This window comes from Syntrophales bacterium, assembly GCA_030018935.1.
In the GTDB taxonomy this organism is placed as follows: Bacteria; Desulfobacterota; Syntrophia; order Syntrophales; family CG2-30-49-12; genus CG2-30-49-12.
In genome coordinates this window covers 38,340-55,646 of record JASEGZ010000007.1, presented here as the reverse complement: position 1 = coordinate 55,646, position 17,307 = coordinate 38,340, and the positions used below count along the sequence as shown (strand labels likewise).

The following is a 17,307-nucleotide window of genomic DNA, read 5'->3' as shown; positions in this document are numbered from 1 at the left end:
ATAAAGAGCCGACGAAAATCTTATGTCAAATTGTTCCGCGAAAATCGGTGATAAAATCAAAGAAGCTTCACAAAATCGATGGGATGACAAACTGGGTCAGTGCCATCTATTCATGACCGATCCGTATAGTAAGCGATACAGCCATTTAATTCATTGAGAAATAACTGTGAAAATTTGCCGTAACTGCTTGAAACCATATGATGTCCAACATGAAATGGACTATGACCCGGCAAGGGAATTGGGGGACATCTTTTTGAAAAATACCAGAACCGCAAGCGACGATGATTTTTGTCCCGGATGCCGGGAGAAGTTGGGGATGCTGAATCTGATGGGGGTTGGGCAGTGAGATGATAGATATACCAGCAAATGTTGACAAATGCAGGGGAATAATATCCATATAACGAGGTAATGACGAAGCGGTGACACTGAAGCCAAGTGGAAATCCAAATTGTTGGCATTTCGCGCTTGGACAGGTAAAATGACTACCCATATCGCTTCAAAACGTCAACTCAATCCGCAAATGCGAATTTAACATTCCTTCCACTTCAGCAGTTTAATAATGTTCATATTAGACGACAGGAGGTCTACAAAAACACCCATATTCAAACTATGCCTTGACATTGGTTTAAGTTTGTGGTTTTTTGACGACTATGGGTACCGAAAGCAAAACAAAAATAAACCGTTTAATAAATCAGTGGACGGTCGGCACTCCCAGCGCCACTTCCTATCTTACTGCTTCCGGTTTCAGTCGGGATCTGCTCGTAAAATATAAGAACAGCGGCTGGCTGGAATCATTTGGCCGAGGGGCTTACATACGCGCTGGGAATAAGGTGGATTGGCCAGGCGCTCTTTATACCCTTCAGAATCAGCTCTCTCTTCCTGTCCATGTGGGAGGAAAAACAGCCCTACAATTGAAAGGATATGCCCATTACCTGCCGGCGAGACAGAATAAAGTTTTTCTGTACGGTCCTCGGGGACTGATATTGCCAACCTGGTTCAAGGAAGATCGTTTCGGCGTTAAGTTTGTTGTGACGCGGACGAATCTCTTCCCCGCGGATTGCCGGGAGGGATTTACTGATTTTAGGGAACGTGATTTTTCGGTCAGGATAGCGGCGCCGGAAAGGGCGGCCATGGAGATGCTTCATCTGGTGCCAAAAGAAGTCGGATTCGACGAGACCCAATTGATCATGGAAAACCTCGTTGCCCTTCGTACCGATCTTGTCCAGTGGCTGCTGGAGGCATGCCGATCCGTAAAGGTGAAAAGACTTTTTCTTTATATGGCAGAAAAAAAGGAACATACTTGGTTGTCGAAGCTGGATTTATCGAAAGTCGATCTCGGGAAAGGGAAGCGGATGATCGTGCCGCATGGCCAGTTTGACGCGAAATATCGGATAACCGTTCCCGTAGATCGTGAAGGGACGCCTTCATGATCGATAACGTTTACTTCAAACGAGCCGAGTTGCTCCTGCGGATACTTCCGTTAATCGACAGAGAAGCCGTCTTCGCCCTGAAAGGTGGGACGGCTATCAATTTTTTCGTCAGAAATCTTCCCCGTATCTCCATAGATATTGACCTCGTATATCTTCCCATTGGTGAAAGGGATGTGTCCCTCCGGGAGATAAGCTTTGCTCTTGTAAGGATATCTCAGGACATCGAGAGCAGGATTCCAGAAACGAAGGTTACTCCCAGGAAAACCAGAGGGTCCGATTTACTGAGCGGATTGCTTGTAAAGAAACAGGATACGATCGTCAAGATCGAACCGAATCTGGTCATACGAGGTTCTGTATATCCGCCTGCAAGAAGAGTCATCTCTCCGAATGCCGTTGATCTTTTTGAGATTTCTGTGGAGAGTCAAATCCTATCGGAAAATGAACTATATGCCGGGAAAATCTGCGCCGCCTTGGATCGCCAGCATCCGCGGGACCTCTTCGATATCATGATGCTTCTCAAATATGGCAACTTTAGCACCGCCGTGCGAAAGGCGTTTGTCGTTTACCTGATCAGCCATGACCGGTCCATGGTCGAGGTTCTCAATCCGGGATTTGTTGATATCCAGCCTGTCTTTGAAACTGAATTTCAAGGCATGACTTTGGAAGAGGTTACATGCGAGGACCTGGAAAAGACCAGAGAAGAACTGGTTTCCATGATCGCAAGAGAACTGACTGTCCAGGAAAAACAATTCATTGTCTCCATCAAAGAAGGGACGCCTCGGTGGGAGTTGATAGGCATTGAAGGGGTCGAGAACCTGCCCGCCGTCAAGTGGAAGCTCTTGAATATCGGTCGTATGAGCCCATCAAAACACAAAAAGGCAGTTCACAAACTGGAGGATTACCTGGGAGTATAGATGACTGCCGTTATGGGTTTATCTTTTTCCGTGATAAGAAAAGAACTGGTCCCGGAATGGTTCAAAGGGCTCTATGTCGAGCTGATGGCAGAGTGCCCCTGCTCAAACCATTCCCCTCATCAACAGAAGTGAAAAGGCGATTAGAACTCCTTACAGGCTTCCTGAACGGAGGATGGATATCAGCAACCAGAGGCCTAAAATACCGGCCATGGAGTATCCTAAAAATCCCAGGAGGGGAAAGCCAAATAGATGTGGACCTGAAGCGGAGGTAACAATGAGAGACGATCCGATGATCAGGGAGGAGATGATAAGAGAAAAGGCAATCCGGTTTGATGATCTGTCCATTTCGGAGATAAAATGTTCAAGCCCCTCGTGTTGGAAACCGATTCGCGTTTTCCCCTGTTTAAGCTGTTTAAGTACCTCATGGAGCTCCTGGGGAATATCTTTCAGGAGATGAATGAGCCTCCCGCCTACGGTCACGAATTCTCCCACCAGTCGTTTGGGGTGCAGCCGCTCCCGCATAAGGTTTCTGATAAAGGGGGCCGCCTCTCTGGTCGTGTCGAAATCAGGGTACAACACCAGCCCGAGCCCTTCGACTTCTGTTAACGCCTTACCTATGAGAAAGATGTCCTGTGGCAGCCTCAGTTTGTGACGGGCAATCAGATCGAGGAGTTCATGAAACATATTCTCCATGCGCAATTCCTTAATGGGACGATACAGATACAACTCTATGAAGTTGGAAATGTCGTTCTCCAGTGCCCGGCGGTCAGGTTCCTCATCCCATTCTACAATCCTCAAAATGGCATCCGCTATTCTCGATTCATCGTGACGGATGTAGCCCAGAACGAAGTCGGCAAAGTGCTCCTTGGATTGCCGGTCAACACGCCCCATCATGCCGAAATCGAGATAGCAGATCACATTGCCGGGCAGGATGAACACGTTTCCCGGGTGGGGGTTGGCATGGAAAAACCTGTGCTTGAATATCTGTTCGAGGATTAGATCGTTTAGCCGGGAGGCAATGATCTTCCGGTCAAAACCTTTCTCGTCCAGGAGGGCAATCTCGGAGGCCTTGATACCATCCACATATTCCATTGTGAGAACACGTTCCGTTGTTGCCTGTCTGAATATTCGGGGTACATAAATTGATTCATTGCCGATAAACTGCCGGGCAAAGCGTTCCGTGTGAGAGGCCTCAACGTTATAGTTGATTTCTCTTTTCAGGGTGCGGGCAATCTCATCAACTATCCTCGTAGGACGATATATTTCCCCTTCCTCCACATATTTTTCTATCAGGGTGGCTAAGTGAAAGAGAATCTCCAGGTCCGCTTCAATTATCCGGCGGATACCGGGACGCTGGACCTTAACAATGACCTGTCCCCCGGTTCTCAGTTGTGCCCGGTGGACCTGACCGATAGATGCCGCTGCAATGGAACTTTCCTGAAATTGAAGAAAAATCTCATCGAGAGGGGCCTTAATTTCCTGCTCCACGATTTCTTTCACCTGAGAAAAGGGAAACGGCGGAACTTTATCCTGCAGTTTTGTCAATTCCCGGATGAGTGCGACAGGGATCAGGTCGGGACGGGTAGAAAGTACCTGCCCCATCTTAATGAAAATAGGTCCCAGTTCCTCAAGTGCCATGCGCAGCCGCTCATACGTGCTCAGGTTTTCCACCTTCTCGCGACGCTTGCCGGAAATCATCCGCATGCCCATCCTGAGATACGGCCCCAGGTAGAGGCTGCCAATCAGATCATCAAAACCGTATTTAAACAAAATGGCAAGTATCTGGCGGTAACGATGGATATTCCGGTAAGTATGCGAGAGGATGCTGATCTTACGGATGCGCATCGTTTATTCCTTATGCTCGCCTGACTTCTCCAACCTCTCAAGTCTCTCTTTGATCTCTTCCAACTCAACTTTCGTGGGCACGTTCAGGTGCCTCAAGATACCGGTCACAATTTTTTCTGTCCTTTCCTCCATCTCTTTTTTAAACTGTTTCGATTTTTCCCTTAGGTCCGCGACCGTTTCTCTGGCCTCCTTTTCTGTAACCTCCCCTTTTTTGACAAGCTCGTCAACGAACTCCTGAATTTTTTCTGTTGTCATGAAGGCCAACCCTGCGCCAGCCAACATCGCTTTTTTAATAAAATCCGGCATTGCTATTTTTCCTCCTTTGCATTTATTTTTCCTGTCCATACCGATATGCCAGCGATCACCAAAAGGTTTAACCATTTCACTGGTGACCGTTCCAGGCAGGTCATCTCTTGTAATTGTATCTGAAAACTTCTATAATTTCCCTCACAAAATGTCAACTTGTGCCGGCCTGTGGACAAACTCTTTGTAGCCTGCGATTACAGAATGTAACACATGGAAAGTAGCCGCACCCTCGTAGGGTGCGTTTATTTTAAAGGCAGATACTCAAAACAAGCCGACAGGAGATGAAAAATAAGTTAAATTTTATAAGAGGGAATTGATGAACATTTTAGTATTGCTTCTGGTTTCCATTGCCTGTTTTTTTATGGCGTATAAGGTTTATGCAGCCTACATTGAAAAAACCTTTAATGCAAAAGATTCGCACCAAACACCCGCAAACTCTATGGCAGACGGAAGAGACTATGTAGCAGGAAAAACCCCTGTGGTATTCTCTCATCACTTTGCTGCCATTGCCGGTGGAGGTCCTATTATAGGCCCGACTGTGGCCCTCCTTTACGGCTTTTACCCCTCATGGATGTGGATTGTCCTGGGAGGGATATTCCTCGGCGCCGTCCATGATTATACAGCCCTCTTTATAAGCATGAGAGAAAGGGGGAAATCTATGGCTGAAGTTGCCCGCACAACTATGGGGAATGGGGGATTTATCCTCTTCATTCTCTTCACACTTTTTTTGGTTATCCTTGTTTGCGGGGCTTTTCTGGGATTAACAGCTACAGCACTTGCCTCACTGGTTAAGTTAAGAACCCTTCAGCTTCCTCCCGATCAAACCCTTCTTCGTACAGTTGTGGATGTCAGGACGGGTGAAATCAAGGGTCTCATCGGGGGTATTGCTTCGACATCTGCCATTGTCATTACTATGGCTGCGCCATTTCTTGGCTACCTGCTCTACAGGAGAGGAACGAAGATTGTCGTTGCCTCAATCATTGCGGTTTTTATTGCCTTCGGTTCGATCCAGGTAGGCATGCAAATCCCCGTAACACTTTCACCGGAAAAATGGATGCTCATTCTTTCCGTTTATTGCTTCTTTGCCGCAGGAGCGCCTGTATGGGTATTACTTCAGCCCAGAGATTTTATCAACGCTTTTATCCTTTACGGCGGGATGGGGGCCTTGCTTCTTGCCATTATCGCCGGTGGAGTCCAGGGGATAGGGATAAACGCTCCTGCTGTGAATATTACCGGTGGAGAAGCAAAACTCGGTCTTTTCTGGCCCATCATGTTTATAACCGTTGCCTGTGGGGCCATATCGGGGTTTCACGCACTGATTGCCGGGGGAACGACATCAAAACAGGTAGCAACTGAATCTGCTGCCAAAAGGATAGCTTTTGGGGGAATGCTTGCTGAATCAGCTTTAGCTGTTATGGTTCTCATTACCGTAGCCTCTGGACTACCCTTTTCAGAATATACTAATATAGTTTTTCCAGAAATTGCAGGAGAAAAATCAAATCCCCTCCTTGCCTTTTCCCTGGGAATGGGGCTTATATTGAACAAGGGTCTATCCCTTCCCGTTTATCTGGGAACTATTTTTGGCATGGTGATGGTTGAGGGATTTTTAGCCACAACTCTGGATACAGCAGTGAGAGTAGGAAGATACCTTCTGGAGGAATTATGGAAGATGATATTTGACCACCCTCATGCAATTTTAAAATCCTTTAATTTCAATGCCGGTCTTGTTGTTGTTATCATGTTTCTCCTTGCCTATAAGCAAGCTTTTCTTGCTATCTGGCCCATCTTCGGTTCTGCAAACCAGCTTCTGGCAGCGCTTACATTAATTGTCATCTCCGTCTGGCTGACGGGCAGGGGCAGACCCAACTGGTTTACAATCTTGCCTTCCATCTTTATGATGGTTACAACAGTTGCTTCTCTTTTATACCTCCTGAAGGCAGAGTACATTCCCTCCGGCAATATGACATTAATCGGTGTTGATATTGTGCTCGTAATCCTGGCATCAGGGGTTGCTGTTCTTGCCTGGAACACCTTTTCCGGTTATAGAAAAGGTGCTAAATTGCCTGTAGTTGATCCTCTGATGACAGACTAAGACAAAAAAGGGTAACACGCCTTACATATCCATGCGGCGGTATCCTCCTCCGGGAGGCATAGCGGGAGCAGGCTTCTCTTTAGGTTTTTCCGGGCCACCATGCACTGGGTGGTAAGCATTAAAGAAGCCACGCTTGCCGCATTCTGGAGGGAAGTTATCAACGGGGCAAAGGCGTTGCAGTGAGTGTGGTCTGACCCGGAAAACCGACAGAATATTATGGGACCTTTGAAAAATAATGAAAATTGGATTCAGGAGAGCGAATCAAATGTTTTTCGGGCACCATGCCGTCGCAGCGAAGCGTCCGCAAAGGCAATGTTTGAGCGCTCAAGCGCGAGTTTTGCCTTTGCAGCGAAGCGAGACGTGCATGATCGTCAAAAGATTTTTGAGCGCGGATGAATCCAATTTTCAAAGCTCTCAGGGAAGGGAGAAATAAAGAAATATTAAGTCAAATTCTCGGCTATGGCTTCTCTGAGACACTAAGCCTCATTAGAGCCCTCATCAGGGCTGCCCTTACCCTCTCATAATCCGCGTCTTCTCCGGACATTTTGGGTAGTTTGACTTCTGCCACCTCCTTAGCCCTTCTTGCCCTTTCCCTGTCTATCATATCGGACCTCTCGGCTGTCTCTACCAGAACGGTTATCCTGTCGGATGCAACTTCTGCATAACCGGTACTTACGGCATAGTAAGTTTTTTTACCATCCTGGGTGAAGTTCAACTCGCCGATATCAACGGAACTGAGAAGGGGTGCATGTCCCTTGAGTACACCAAACTGGCCTTCACTTCCCGGTATTGTCACCTGTTCCACCTTCCCACTGAAGGCCATCTTTTCAGGGGTAACAATTTCGAGGATTACAACAGGCTCGTCAGTCATTTAAAATCCTCCGGGTTCACTGTTCTGCAAGCCTCTTTGCTTTTTCCACCGCTTCGTCAATGCCGCCGACCATATAAAATGCCTGTTCAGGTAGCTCATCATGCTTGCCTTCGAGGATTTCTTTAAAACCTCTTATGGTTTCAGCGACAGGTACAAACTTACCTTCGGTACCGGTAAACTGGGCAGCCACGAAGAAGGGCTGGGACAAAAATCTCTGTATCTTTCTTGCCCTGCTCACCGTTAATTTATCTTCCTCCGAAAGTTCGTCCATACCGAGGATGGCGATAATATCCTGGAGATCCTTGTATTTTTGTAATGTCATTTGCAACTTTCTTGCCACCTGATAATGTTCCCCCCCCACGACGTTTGGATCCAGTATACGGGACGTTGAATCAAGGGGATCCACGGCAGGATAAATTCCCAGTTCGGTGAGCGGTCTCGATAAGACGACAGTTCCATCGAGATGCGCAAAGGTCGTTGCCGGTGCCGGGTCTGTGAGGTCATCGGCAGGGACGTATACGCATTGAACAGCAGTAATTGATCCCTTATTGGTAGATGTAATTCTTTCCTGAAGTTCCCCCAGGTCTGTAGCTAGGGTTGGCTGATAGCCGACTGCCGAGGGCATTCTGCCGAGCAGCGCGGAAACCTCAGAACCTGCCTGGGTAAATCTGAATATATTGTCTATGAAAAGGAGCACGTCCTGCCCTTCCACATCCCGGAAAAACTCTGCCGCTGTCAGAGCCGTCAGCGCTACCCTTGCTCTCGCTCCCGGTGGCTCAGTCATTTGACCATAGATGAGGGCGGCCTGTTTTATAACGCCGGATTCCTTCATTTCGAGATAGAGATCGTTACCCTCCCTGGTTCTTTCACCAACACCGGCGAATACGGAGATACCACCATGATGCATGGCAATATTATGGATCATCTCCATCATCACCACGGTTTTACCGACACCAGCACCACCGAACATCCCCATCTTCCCACCTCTCGGAAAGGGCACCAGCAGATCAATAACCTTGACCCCCGTTTCCAGAACATGCACCGCTGTGTCCTGTTCGAGAAATGTTGGGGCCTCTCTGTGGATCGGCACATAGTTTTTTGCCTCCACAGGACCCAAACCATCAACCGGTCTGCCGACAACGTTCAGTATCCTGCCGAGGCATTCACGTCCAACAGGCACCTTGATCGGTAGGCCCGTATCCTTTGCCTTCATACCCCTGACGAGACCATCTGTGATGTCCATGGCGATGCACCTGACAACGCTATCACCCACGTGCTGGGCAACCTCGACGACCAGGTTGTCCTCTTCATCATTAATCGTGGGATTGGTTATGGTAACCGCATTAAAGATATTCGGGAGATTTCCCTCTTCAAATGCCACGTCAACAACCGGTCCTATTACCTGTGCAACTGTTCCTATATTCATACCCATCTCCTTATAAAACATCAGTCATACGTCATAAGTCATAAGTTATAAGTCTTTTGACATACGACTTACGACTTACGACTGATTTTATCCCTTGGCCAGCGCCTCCGTGCCACCTACAATATCCATCAGCTCTGCGGTGATAGATGCCTGTCTCGCTTTATTATATTTCAAAGTCAGGTTGTTGATCAAATCATCACAGTTTTTGGTTGCATTGTCCATAGCGACCATTCTGGCACCATTTTCACCGGCAGATGTTTCTACGAGCGCCCTGTAGATCATGTTGTGAACGTACAGAGGGAGAAGCTTTTCCAGCAAAGCGTCGGCGCCTGGTTCATAAATATAATCAAGCCTACTGCCAGAGGCAATCTCTAAATTCTGATCTAAGGAAAGAGGGGGAAGCATCCTTACCACCGCCGGCCTCTGGATAGCTACATTATAAAACTCGTTGTAAATGAGGTATAATTCATCATACTCCTCCTTTTCAAAGGGAGGTATAATACTTTCCGAGATTTCCACAGCCAAGGTCATGTCGAATCGTCCGAATACATCCACTCGCTCGTTTGTAATATTTGTCCTCTTTCGGAAGTAATCTCTCCCTTTTCTCCCGATAGGAATCAGTATTATTTCTTTACCTTCACGCACCCTTTCTCTTATGAATCGCTCTGTAGCCTTGATCACATTTGCATTAAAACCTCCACAGAGCCCCCTGTCGGACGTCATGCTGATCACTCTGAGCTTTTTCGGTTCCCTTACGGCAAGAAGCGGGTGAGCGTCTGGTTCCACGCGGAGAGCCAGGCTACTTAAGACATCCATGAATTTACTCGCATAGGGTCTAAAATTTACCATTCTCGACTGAGAAGATTTAAATTTTGCCGCAGCCACCATATTCATGGCTCTGGTGATCTGCCTGGTTTTCTGAACTGCGGTAACCTTTCTCTTGATGTCCCTCAATGCAGCCATTTAAGCTTGCTCCCTCAACATACGACTTATGACATACGACTTATGACTGATGTTTTATGACTTACGACTTATGACATACGACTTATGACTGATGTTTTATGACTTATGACTTATGACATACGACTTATGACTGATGTTTTATGACATACGACTTAAAAGACAGAATCGAACTCCGTCAGTACATCTTTCATCTTCTTTTCAATTTCAGGGCTAATAACCTTTTGCTCTTCAATTTCTCGCATGATCTCAGGGTGCTTACTCTCTACAAAGGAAAGAAGCTGAGGCTCATAATCTTTCAATTTTTCAACCTCATATTTATCGAGGTAACCTCTCGTACCGGCAAAGAGGATAACAACCTGCTTTGAAAGAGACATGGGTTGGAATTGAGGCTGTTTCAAGATTTCCACCAGACGGATACCTCTTGCCAGCTGAAACTGAGTTGCCTTATCCAGGTCGCTGCCAAACTGGGCAAAAACGGCCAATTCTCTGTACTGGGCAAGATCAAGTTTCAGTGTTCCTGCTACCTGTTTCATGGCCTTCACTTGAGCGGCACCGCCTACCCTTGAAACCGACAAACCAACATTGATCGCCGGCCTAATACCGGAGAAGAACAGACTTGGTTCGAGGTAGACCTGGCCATCGGTGATCGAAATAACATTGGTGGGAATATAGGCAGAAACGTCACCTGCCTGGGTTTCAATAATGGGAAGCGCCGTCAGAGATCCACCTCCGAGCTCGTCACTCAACCGGGCTGCCCGTTCTAATAACCTCGAATGGTTATAAAAAATATCTCCGGGGTAAGCCTCACGTCCCGGTGGTCTTCTCAGAAGAAGTGATATCTGCCGGTAAGCGACAGCCTGTTTGGAAAGGTCATCATAAATAATCAGAGCATTTTCCCCCTTATCCCGGAAATATTCACCAATGCTGCATCCTGAATATGCCGCAATATACTGCAGGGTCGCCGGATCGCTGGCACAGGCAGCGACAACACAGGTATAAGGCATGGCATCATACTTTCTCAAGTTTTCCACCACCTGGGCTACCGTTGATTTCTTCTGACCGATGGCAACGTAAATACATTTAACACCTGTATCCTTCTGTCTGATGATAGCATCTATACAGATTGCCGTTTTCCCTGTCTGTCTGTCGCCGATGATAAGTTCTCTCTGTCCTCTTCCAATAGGTGTCATGGCATCAATAGCCTTCAGACCGGTGTACATCGGTTCGTTAACCGGTTGGCGCTGAACAACACCGGGGGCAATCATCTCTATTCTTCTGAACTCAGTCGCCTCTATGGGACCTTTCCCGTCGAGTGGCGCGCCAGTTGCATCAATAACACGACCTAGTACAGCTTCTCCTATGGGAACCTGGGCAATCCTGCCCGTCCTTTTTACGATATCTCCCTCTTTGATATGTGTGACCTCTCCCAGGACGGCAACCCCTACATTATCGGTTTCGAGGTTCAGAACCATACCCAGTATCCCACCGGGAAATTCAAGTAATTCCATGGCCATTGCGTTTTCCACACCGTAGACCCTGGCGATGCCATCTCCCACGGACAGTACCGTTCCTGTTTCACTGATGTCCAGTTTCTTTTCGTAATCTTTAATCTGCTTGGAAATTATCTCACTTATTTCCTCTGCCCTGATTCTCTCCATACACTACCCCTCCCCTTCAGGCACCTAAGTGTGAAGTTTGGAGTGAGCTAAAATGCCTAAAGTTACAGAAAAATCAAAAACTTTAGTCACTTCACACTTTAGTCACTTTTCCGCTTTATGCGGGTTATGAAGCTGTCAAGAGATTCCTTATATTGTCTAACTGCGTCTTAACACTTCCGTCGTAAAGCGTATCCCCAACCCTCACCACAATACCGCCTACCAATGACGCATCTTCTCCTACCGTCATTTCCACCTTCTTACCGGTCAGCTCTTCCAAACCCTTCTGAAGGTTCTTCATCAATTCAGCAGATAAGGGAAAGGCCGTTTTAACGTCAACCCTTACCTTTCTGAGGGCATGGTCCATAAATTCCCGGTAACAACTTACTATATCGGAGAAGATGCCCATCCTTTGTTTATCAGTCAGCAGCTTTAAAAAATTGACAGTCATGCTGGAGATACTAATCCTCTGTAACGCTGCTTCTATAACGGCCTTTTTATCAGCCCGATCAAAAATGGGATTCGACAAGAATTCCTTCAGGTTTTTGTTTTCCTCAAGTAGGGAGGCAAAAATTTTAAGTTCATCATAGTACTTCTCAAACTGATTATCTTCCTTAGCTATCTCGAAAAATGCCCGGGCATAACGTTTTGCAATACCGCTTGCGATCAATGTCACCACCTCTTACCTAATGGTTTCTAAGATTGGTTTGTAGAGAATGCCCTCCAATATCTTCTTTGATCTTCGCCCACCGGAAAAGTACTAAAATACTGATGACATTTGAATGTCAAAAAAACGTGCCGTACTAATCATAGCCCTCAATTATTGTCAAGTAATTTTTGGTTAATCTGTATGTATTATGTCGCCCCTCTCAGAGACAAGTTAAAGAGAAAGCGTCGCCATTTCCGAAGGGAGGAGATGCCCCATGAAAAGGGAGAGGTGGCATTCCCGTGTTGGAATAACAGAAGTTTGTTCAGCTTATCTTATGTCGGCGAACTTATAGCCGATCCCTCTGATAGTAAGAACATACTGCGGTTTGTTTTTATCCTTTTCAATTTCCGCTCTCAGCCGGCTGATATGGACATCTACCGTTCGAGGTTCCACAAAGGTCTCATCTCCCCAAACGTAGTCTAAAAGTTGATCCCGGCTGTAAACCCTGCCGGGGTGCCGGGTGAGAAATCTCAGCAGCTTGATTTCCGTAGGGCCAAGCTCAACATTTTTCCCATCAACGGTGACTTCATAGGTATTGTAGTCTATATGGAGCCCCTTAAAGGTAAAGGTTCCCGCTTTGTCAGTTTCCGGTCGTTCTTCGGACCTTCGCAGAACTGCCCGTATCCGGGCAATGAGTTCTCTAACATGGAAGGGTTTGGTGATGTAATCATCGGCCCCCATCTCTAAACCCAGTATCCTGTCCACCTCATCACCCTTTGCCGTCAACATGATAATCGGCAGAGATTCCGTTTCCGGATTTTTTCTCATTAATCTACATATTTCCAACCCGTTGATACCCGGAAGCATCAGATCAAGAATAACCAGCTTAGGTTTCTGGGTTTTAAGCAGTTCTAGGGCCTTCTCCCCGTCATAGGCCTTGATGACGGCAAATCCCTCTTTTTCAAGATTGTAAGAAATCAAATCAACGATGTCTTCCTCATCGTCAACGACCAGTATCTTCACAGACATACTTACCCCCTTTAAGATTCAGGTAAGCGTTCAGCTATCAGCCTTCAGTTTTCAGCAAAAACAAAAAGACAACAGGGGTTACTGATTGCTGACGGCTGAACGCTTACTAAGATAGACGTCTCTCTCCACAGGCTAACTCTTCCAGAGCTTCTCTGTCTAATACCTGGATACGGCGGGACCCGTCCGAGTGAATGAGCCCCGCCCTTATCATTCTGGCTAAGATGCGGGAAAGGGTCTCGGGAATAGTGCCCAGAAGGCTGGCCAGCTGGGATTTAGAGATATCCAATACCAACTCACCATCTTCATCTCCCCGCTCGCCGAGGTAGAGAAGGTATGTGGCAAGCCTTCCAGGCACCTCTTTGAGGGAGAGTTCTTCAACCAGCATGGTGAATCTTCGGAGACGTAGGGATAAGACGGCCAGCATATTCAAGGCAAGAGAGGGGTTCTTTTTGATCAGGTCAACAAATGAGTCTCTAGGGAAGAATAATGTCCTGCTATCTTCTATAGCTTCCGCATAGGCAGGAAAGTGTTGGCCGGCAAAGGCCGGCACCTCACCAAAAGGTTCCCCGGGACCAAAGATGTGGAGAATCTGTTCCTTCCCCTCCGGTGATAGCTTGAAGATCTTGACCCTGCCCGACACAACAACATAAAAGCCGTTGCCTTCCTCTCCCTCAGAAAAGATGATCTGCCCCCGACTGAATTTCTGCTTTATCACTATGGCGGCCAAATTCTCATGTTGGTCCCCGGGAAGACCTTCAAACAACGGGATGGCAGCTATCTGGTCTATAATGTCCATCGCTTAAATTTTCTTCGAGCTTTAAAAGTTCCTGTAGAAATTCTTTTATTTCTTTCTGATTTTTCAAATAATAATCAGATTCAGAGCAAACACCTATAGAAATAGATATACCAATGCCTTTCAATACACGAAAGGCATCCTCATCCGTTGTATCATCGCCTATGTAAATCGGAATTCTCCCGTTACCCATGTTTTCGATTATCCATGATACTGCATCACCCTTATCCCGGGCATTTAGCGGTCTCATTTCAAAAACCTTTTTGCCGGAAGTAATTCTGAAAGTGTTTTCGACATCCTTTGCAATACTCCAGAATTTGTCAAAAAGCTCCCCTAAATACTTAACTTTTACCATTCTAAAATGTATGCTTGTAGTAGAACCTTTGTCCTCAATTATCACCCCCTGTATATGTAACAACGCCTCTTTTAACCGAGCTAAGAGTTCTTTTAATATGCGAGTCTCGACTTTTGAGCCTTGACTTATGATTGCCTTTTTGCCATCCCATATCTCTGCCCCGTGGTTTCCAACATAAACTATGTCTTCAATCCCCACTTTTTCTTTTATGTCCTGAAGGCTCCTGCCACTTACTACAGCAATAGGGATATACTCCTTTAATCTAATTATAAGAGAACGTATATCGTCAGGAATAAACGCCTTATCCGGTAACTCAACAATAGGAGTCAGCGTTCCATCGTAGTCAAGGAATAGAAAGATGTTAGGTGATATTTTTCCCTCTAATTCACTGATGTGGTCGAAGAGATAAAATATTTTTTTATTTTTTGTATTTGAGATTGTTACTATTTCACGAAGAATATCATAAACCCATTTATAAATATCGTTTCCCTTAACCTGTCTCCTTAAGGTTGTCATTCTACTTGCCTTTTCTCTCTGTGACATTATCAATGACCCTTTTATACTGTCAGAGAATTCTTCAATATCGTAAGGATTTACAAGAATTGCCCCATCCAGTTCGTCTGCCGCTCCTGCAAGTTCGCTTAGAATCAGCCCACCCTTCTCGTCAACCTGTGATGCTATATATTCCTTTGCCACAAGATTCATTCCATCATAAACAGAGCTTATTATGGCGACATCAGCCATTCTGTAATAGGCAACAAGGTCTTTATGTTCAACCTTTGTATCAATGTAAATTATCGGCCTCCAGCATCCCACTGAATATTTTTCATTAACTTTTGCGATAAGTTCCTCAACAGTCTTTTTATAACTAAGATATGGTTCCTTTATCCTTGTTGGGACGGCAATCTGAATAAATGTGAATTTTCTCCTGAATCTTTCAGATTTTTCAAAAAACAGGTTAATGGCCTGGAGTCTCTTGATTAGAGCCTTTGTATATTCAAGCCTGTCAACGCCGATACCGATATAGCCCTGCATGAGTTCATATTTCTTTTTTATATTCTTCATCATCTTTATTGTCCGCTGAGAAGACGCCATCGAATCGAATTTATCGTAATCTATACTTATGGGAAATGTCTCTAATCTTGTAGTACGTCCCTTATAGGTAACTGTTGAATTTTGATAATCCACATCCGCATGGAGACATTCTCTCACACAGTCTAAAAAGTTTTTCACAAAGAGGGGAATTTGAAAACCTATAAGGTCATTCCCTAACAATCCTTCAAGTATTTCCTTTGATTGAGGGCAAACCCTGAAGACACCCCAGTCAGGCCAGGGAATATGCCAGAAATGTGCTACTGTCAATTTTGTCTCTTTTTCCCTGAGCATCTCTGGCACAAGACAGAGGTGGTAATCATGAATCCATATTATTGAATCTTCTTCAGCCTCTTCAAGAACAGCATTGGCAAAAGATTGGTTCACCTTTTTATAGTCCCGCCAGAACTTCTTTCTGAAATATACCCTGTCAAGGGTTATATGGCAAAGAGGCCATAGGACCTGGTTGGAATACCCATCATAATAGTTATCTACTTCGCCCGGACTGAGCCATACCCTTTTTAGGGTATAGTAAGGATTTTCTGGAGGTACCATTACGGAATTTCTATCATCAACAACATCTCTATCTCCGCTTCCACTTCCCCATGCTACCCATATTCCACCAGTCGCCTTCAAAACATCATCTATTGCTGATACAAGGCCACCTGCTGGCCTCTCTATCTTAATGCTCAGTTCTGTTTTTTTATGTATGTAAGGTTCCCTATTAGACACTACTATCAGCGCCCCTTTAGAGAAACGTTCTTCTATAAAAGCCTTTAACCTCTCAGAATTCATAACTCAAGAATGCTCTTTCCTTTATTCTCAATTGAATACCACACTGATAGATAATCCCTTATCTGTCTTGTAATAAGAAAATTCTTTCTTACATATTCTCTGGCATGTTCACCCATTCTCTTTAACATCTCAGGATTATTAAGGAATTGCCTTATTCTGAATGCAGCGCCTTCTACTGAATGAATAAGAAAGCCTGTAACACCATGTACTATCTGTAGCGGAATACCTCCCACAGCGCCACCCATGACAGGTTTTCCTTTCCACATTGCCTCGGACACTGTAAGACCAAACCCTTCCTTCAAAGACTTTTGTAAAACTACAGTTGCTATCCTCTGTAAGGCATTTATATCCCTATCACTGAAGGGAGGTAATAAAAGGATATATATATCAGTATCATTGGCTGCATATTCTCTGACTTCATTTAAGACTGTTTCTCCTTCTGGATCATCTATTGCGGGGCTCCCTGCGAGGATGAGGATACAATCATTATATTTCTTAACAATCCTATAAGCTTTAATCACACCGATGGGGTCTTTAAATCTGTCAAATCGAGAAACCTGAAGTATCACTGGTCTGTCTGTCGGTATCTGGAACTTATTCAATGTTTCATCTATTTCTTCACCTGTTAACTCCCTGTTTTTCTCACTGATAGGGTCTATGGATGGCGGAATAATGAATTCATCCATAGCCATTGCCCTTGCAAATTTTGCCACAGAGAAAATAGCAGCGTCATACTTTTCGCAATACTTAGAAAGATAGTCGCTAACCTCTTGCTGAGGATTTGATACGTCTATATGACATCGCCATATCCATCGCCCACCTTTCCTGAATTCAATGAGAGGCGCCGGTTGGGGGTCGTGTATTAAGACTGCATCTGCCTCAAGATTAAGTCTTTCAATATTTCTCCTGTTGACCTCATAGTGATACTGCCACATATCATCGGTAATTTTTTCAAGCCTACCTTGAAGGGCATTATGTATCTTCTTTGTTATGTCAAAGAATCTTGAATCTCCTTCTATAACTTCCCATCTCGCATTAATGCCAAGTTCGACGATTATAGGTATCATCCTCTGCAGTATCTCGGCCACCCCA

15 protein-coding genes are annotated in these 17,307 nt (G+C 45.5%); 4 read left to right on the top strand and 11 right to left on the bottom strand.

Translation table 11 applies throughout. The features are described from left to right. Positions 1-214: 214 nt before the first annotated feature. From QMD03_02845 to QMD03_02835, 3 genes are all read left to right on the top strand, one after another. Positions 215-346: a hypothetical protein gene (locus QMD03_02845; GenBank protein MDI6776169.1), complete on the top strand. Its 132-nt coding sequence runs from the start codon at positions 215-217 to the stop codon at positions 344-346. Between the two features lie 304 nt (positions 347-650). After that, positions 651-1,430 (top strand): type IV toxin-antitoxin system AbiEi family antitoxin, encoded by a 780-nt coding sequence (locus tag QMD03_02840; protein MDI6776168.1) that lies wholly within the window; start codon positions 651-653, stop codon positions 1,428-1,430. Continuing rightward, entirely contained in the window at positions 1,427-2,344 is a 918-nt protein-coding gene (locus QMD03_02835) for a nucleotidyl transferase AbiEii/AbiGii toxin family protein (protein ID MDI6776167.1), read from the top strand. The genes QMD03_02840 and QMD03_02835 overlap by 4 nt, the downstream gene beginning before the upstream one ends. Positions 2,345-2,494: 150 nt before the next feature. Here QMD03_02835 and QMD03_02830 read toward each other — a convergent pair whose 3' ends face one another. Further along, a complete protein-coding gene (locus QMD03_02830; protein MDI6776166.1) occupies positions 2,495-4,189 on the bottom strand; it encodes an AarF/UbiB family protein in 1,695 nt (564 codons plus the stop codon). Between the two features lie 3 nt (positions 4,190-4,192). After that, positions 4,193-4,495, bottom strand: coding sequence for a hypothetical protein (locus QMD03_02825; protein MDI6776165.1), 303 nt, complete (start codon positions 4,493-4,495; stop codon positions 4,193-4,195). Between the two features lie 316 nt (positions 4,496-4,811). On the opposite strand from QMD03_02825, the gene QMD03_02820 reads away from it, so the two are divergent. Next, on the top strand, positions 4,812-6,587 hold the full coding sequence (locus QMD03_02820; GenBank protein MDI6776164.1) for a carbon starvation CstA family protein: 1,776 nt from the start codon (positions 4,812-4,814) through the stop codon (positions 6,585-6,587). Between the two features lie 457 nt (positions 6,588-7,044). On the opposite strand, the gene QMD03_02815 is transcribed toward QMD03_02820, so the two are convergent. The 9 genes from QMD03_02815 to QMD03_02775 all read right to left on the bottom strand — a co-directional run bounded on the left by QMD03_02815 (position 7,045) and on the right by QMD03_02775 (position 17,303). After that, entirely contained in the window at positions 7,045-7,458 is a 414-nt protein-coding gene (locus tag QMD03_02815; protein MDI6776163.1) for a F0F1 ATP synthase subunit epsilon, read from the bottom strand. Positions 7,459-7,474: 16 nt separating this feature from the next. Further along, positions 7,475-8,884, bottom strand: coding sequence for a F0F1 ATP synthase subunit beta (gene atpD / locus QMD03_02810; protein ID MDI6776162.1), 1,410 nt, complete (start codon positions 8,882-8,884; stop codon positions 7,475-7,477). Between the two features lie 87 nt (positions 8,885-8,971). Next, the gene (gene atpG, locus QMD03_02805) at positions 8,972-9,847 is read right to left on the bottom strand and encodes an ATP synthase F1 subunit gamma (protein ID MDI6776161.1); all 876 of its coding nucleotides are present in this window, start codon (positions 9,845-9,847) and stop codon (positions 8,972-8,974) included. Between the two features lie 152 nt (positions 9,848-9,999). Continuing rightward, on the bottom strand, positions 10,000-11,505 hold the full coding sequence (gene atpA / locus QMD03_02800; GenBank protein ID MDI6776160.1) for a F0F1 ATP synthase subunit alpha: 1,506 nt from the start codon (positions 11,503-11,505) through the stop codon (positions 10,000-10,002). A gap of 124 nt (positions 11,506-11,629) precedes the next feature. Continuing rightward, on the bottom strand, positions 11,630-12,172 hold the full coding sequence (gene atpH / locus QMD03_02795) for an ATP synthase F1 subunit delta (protein ID MDI6776159.1): 543 nt from the start codon (positions 12,170-12,172) through the stop codon (positions 11,630-11,632). A gap of 306 nt (positions 12,173-12,478) precedes the next feature. Continuing rightward, positions 12,479-13,180, bottom strand: a complete 702-nt coding sequence (locus tag QMD03_02790; GenBank protein MDI6776158.1) for a response regulator — start codon at positions 13,178-13,180, stop codon at positions 12,479-12,481. A gap of 106 nt (positions 13,181-13,286) precedes the next feature. Further along, complete coding sequence (locus QMD03_02785) at positions 13,287-13,976, bottom strand: Crp/Fnr family transcriptional regulator (GenBank protein MDI6776157.1); 690 nt, start codon at positions 13,974-13,976, stop codon at positions 13,287-13,289. Further along, on the bottom strand, positions 13,936-16,215 hold the full coding sequence (locus QMD03_02780; GenBank protein MDI6776156.1) for a bifunctional alpha,alpha-trehalose-phosphate synthase (UDP-forming)/trehalose-phosphatase: 2,280 nt from the start codon (positions 16,213-16,215) through the stop codon (positions 13,936-13,938). Before QMD03_02780 ends, QMD03_02785 begins: the two co-directional genes overlap by 41 nt. Further along, complete coding sequence (locus tag QMD03_02775; GenBank protein MDI6776155.1) at positions 16,212-17,303, bottom strand: glycosyltransferase; 1,092 nt, start codon at positions 17,301-17,303, stop codon at positions 16,212-16,214. The genes QMD03_02780 and QMD03_02775 overlap by 4 nt, the downstream gene beginning before the upstream one ends. Positions 17,304-17,307: the final 4 nt, after the last annotated feature.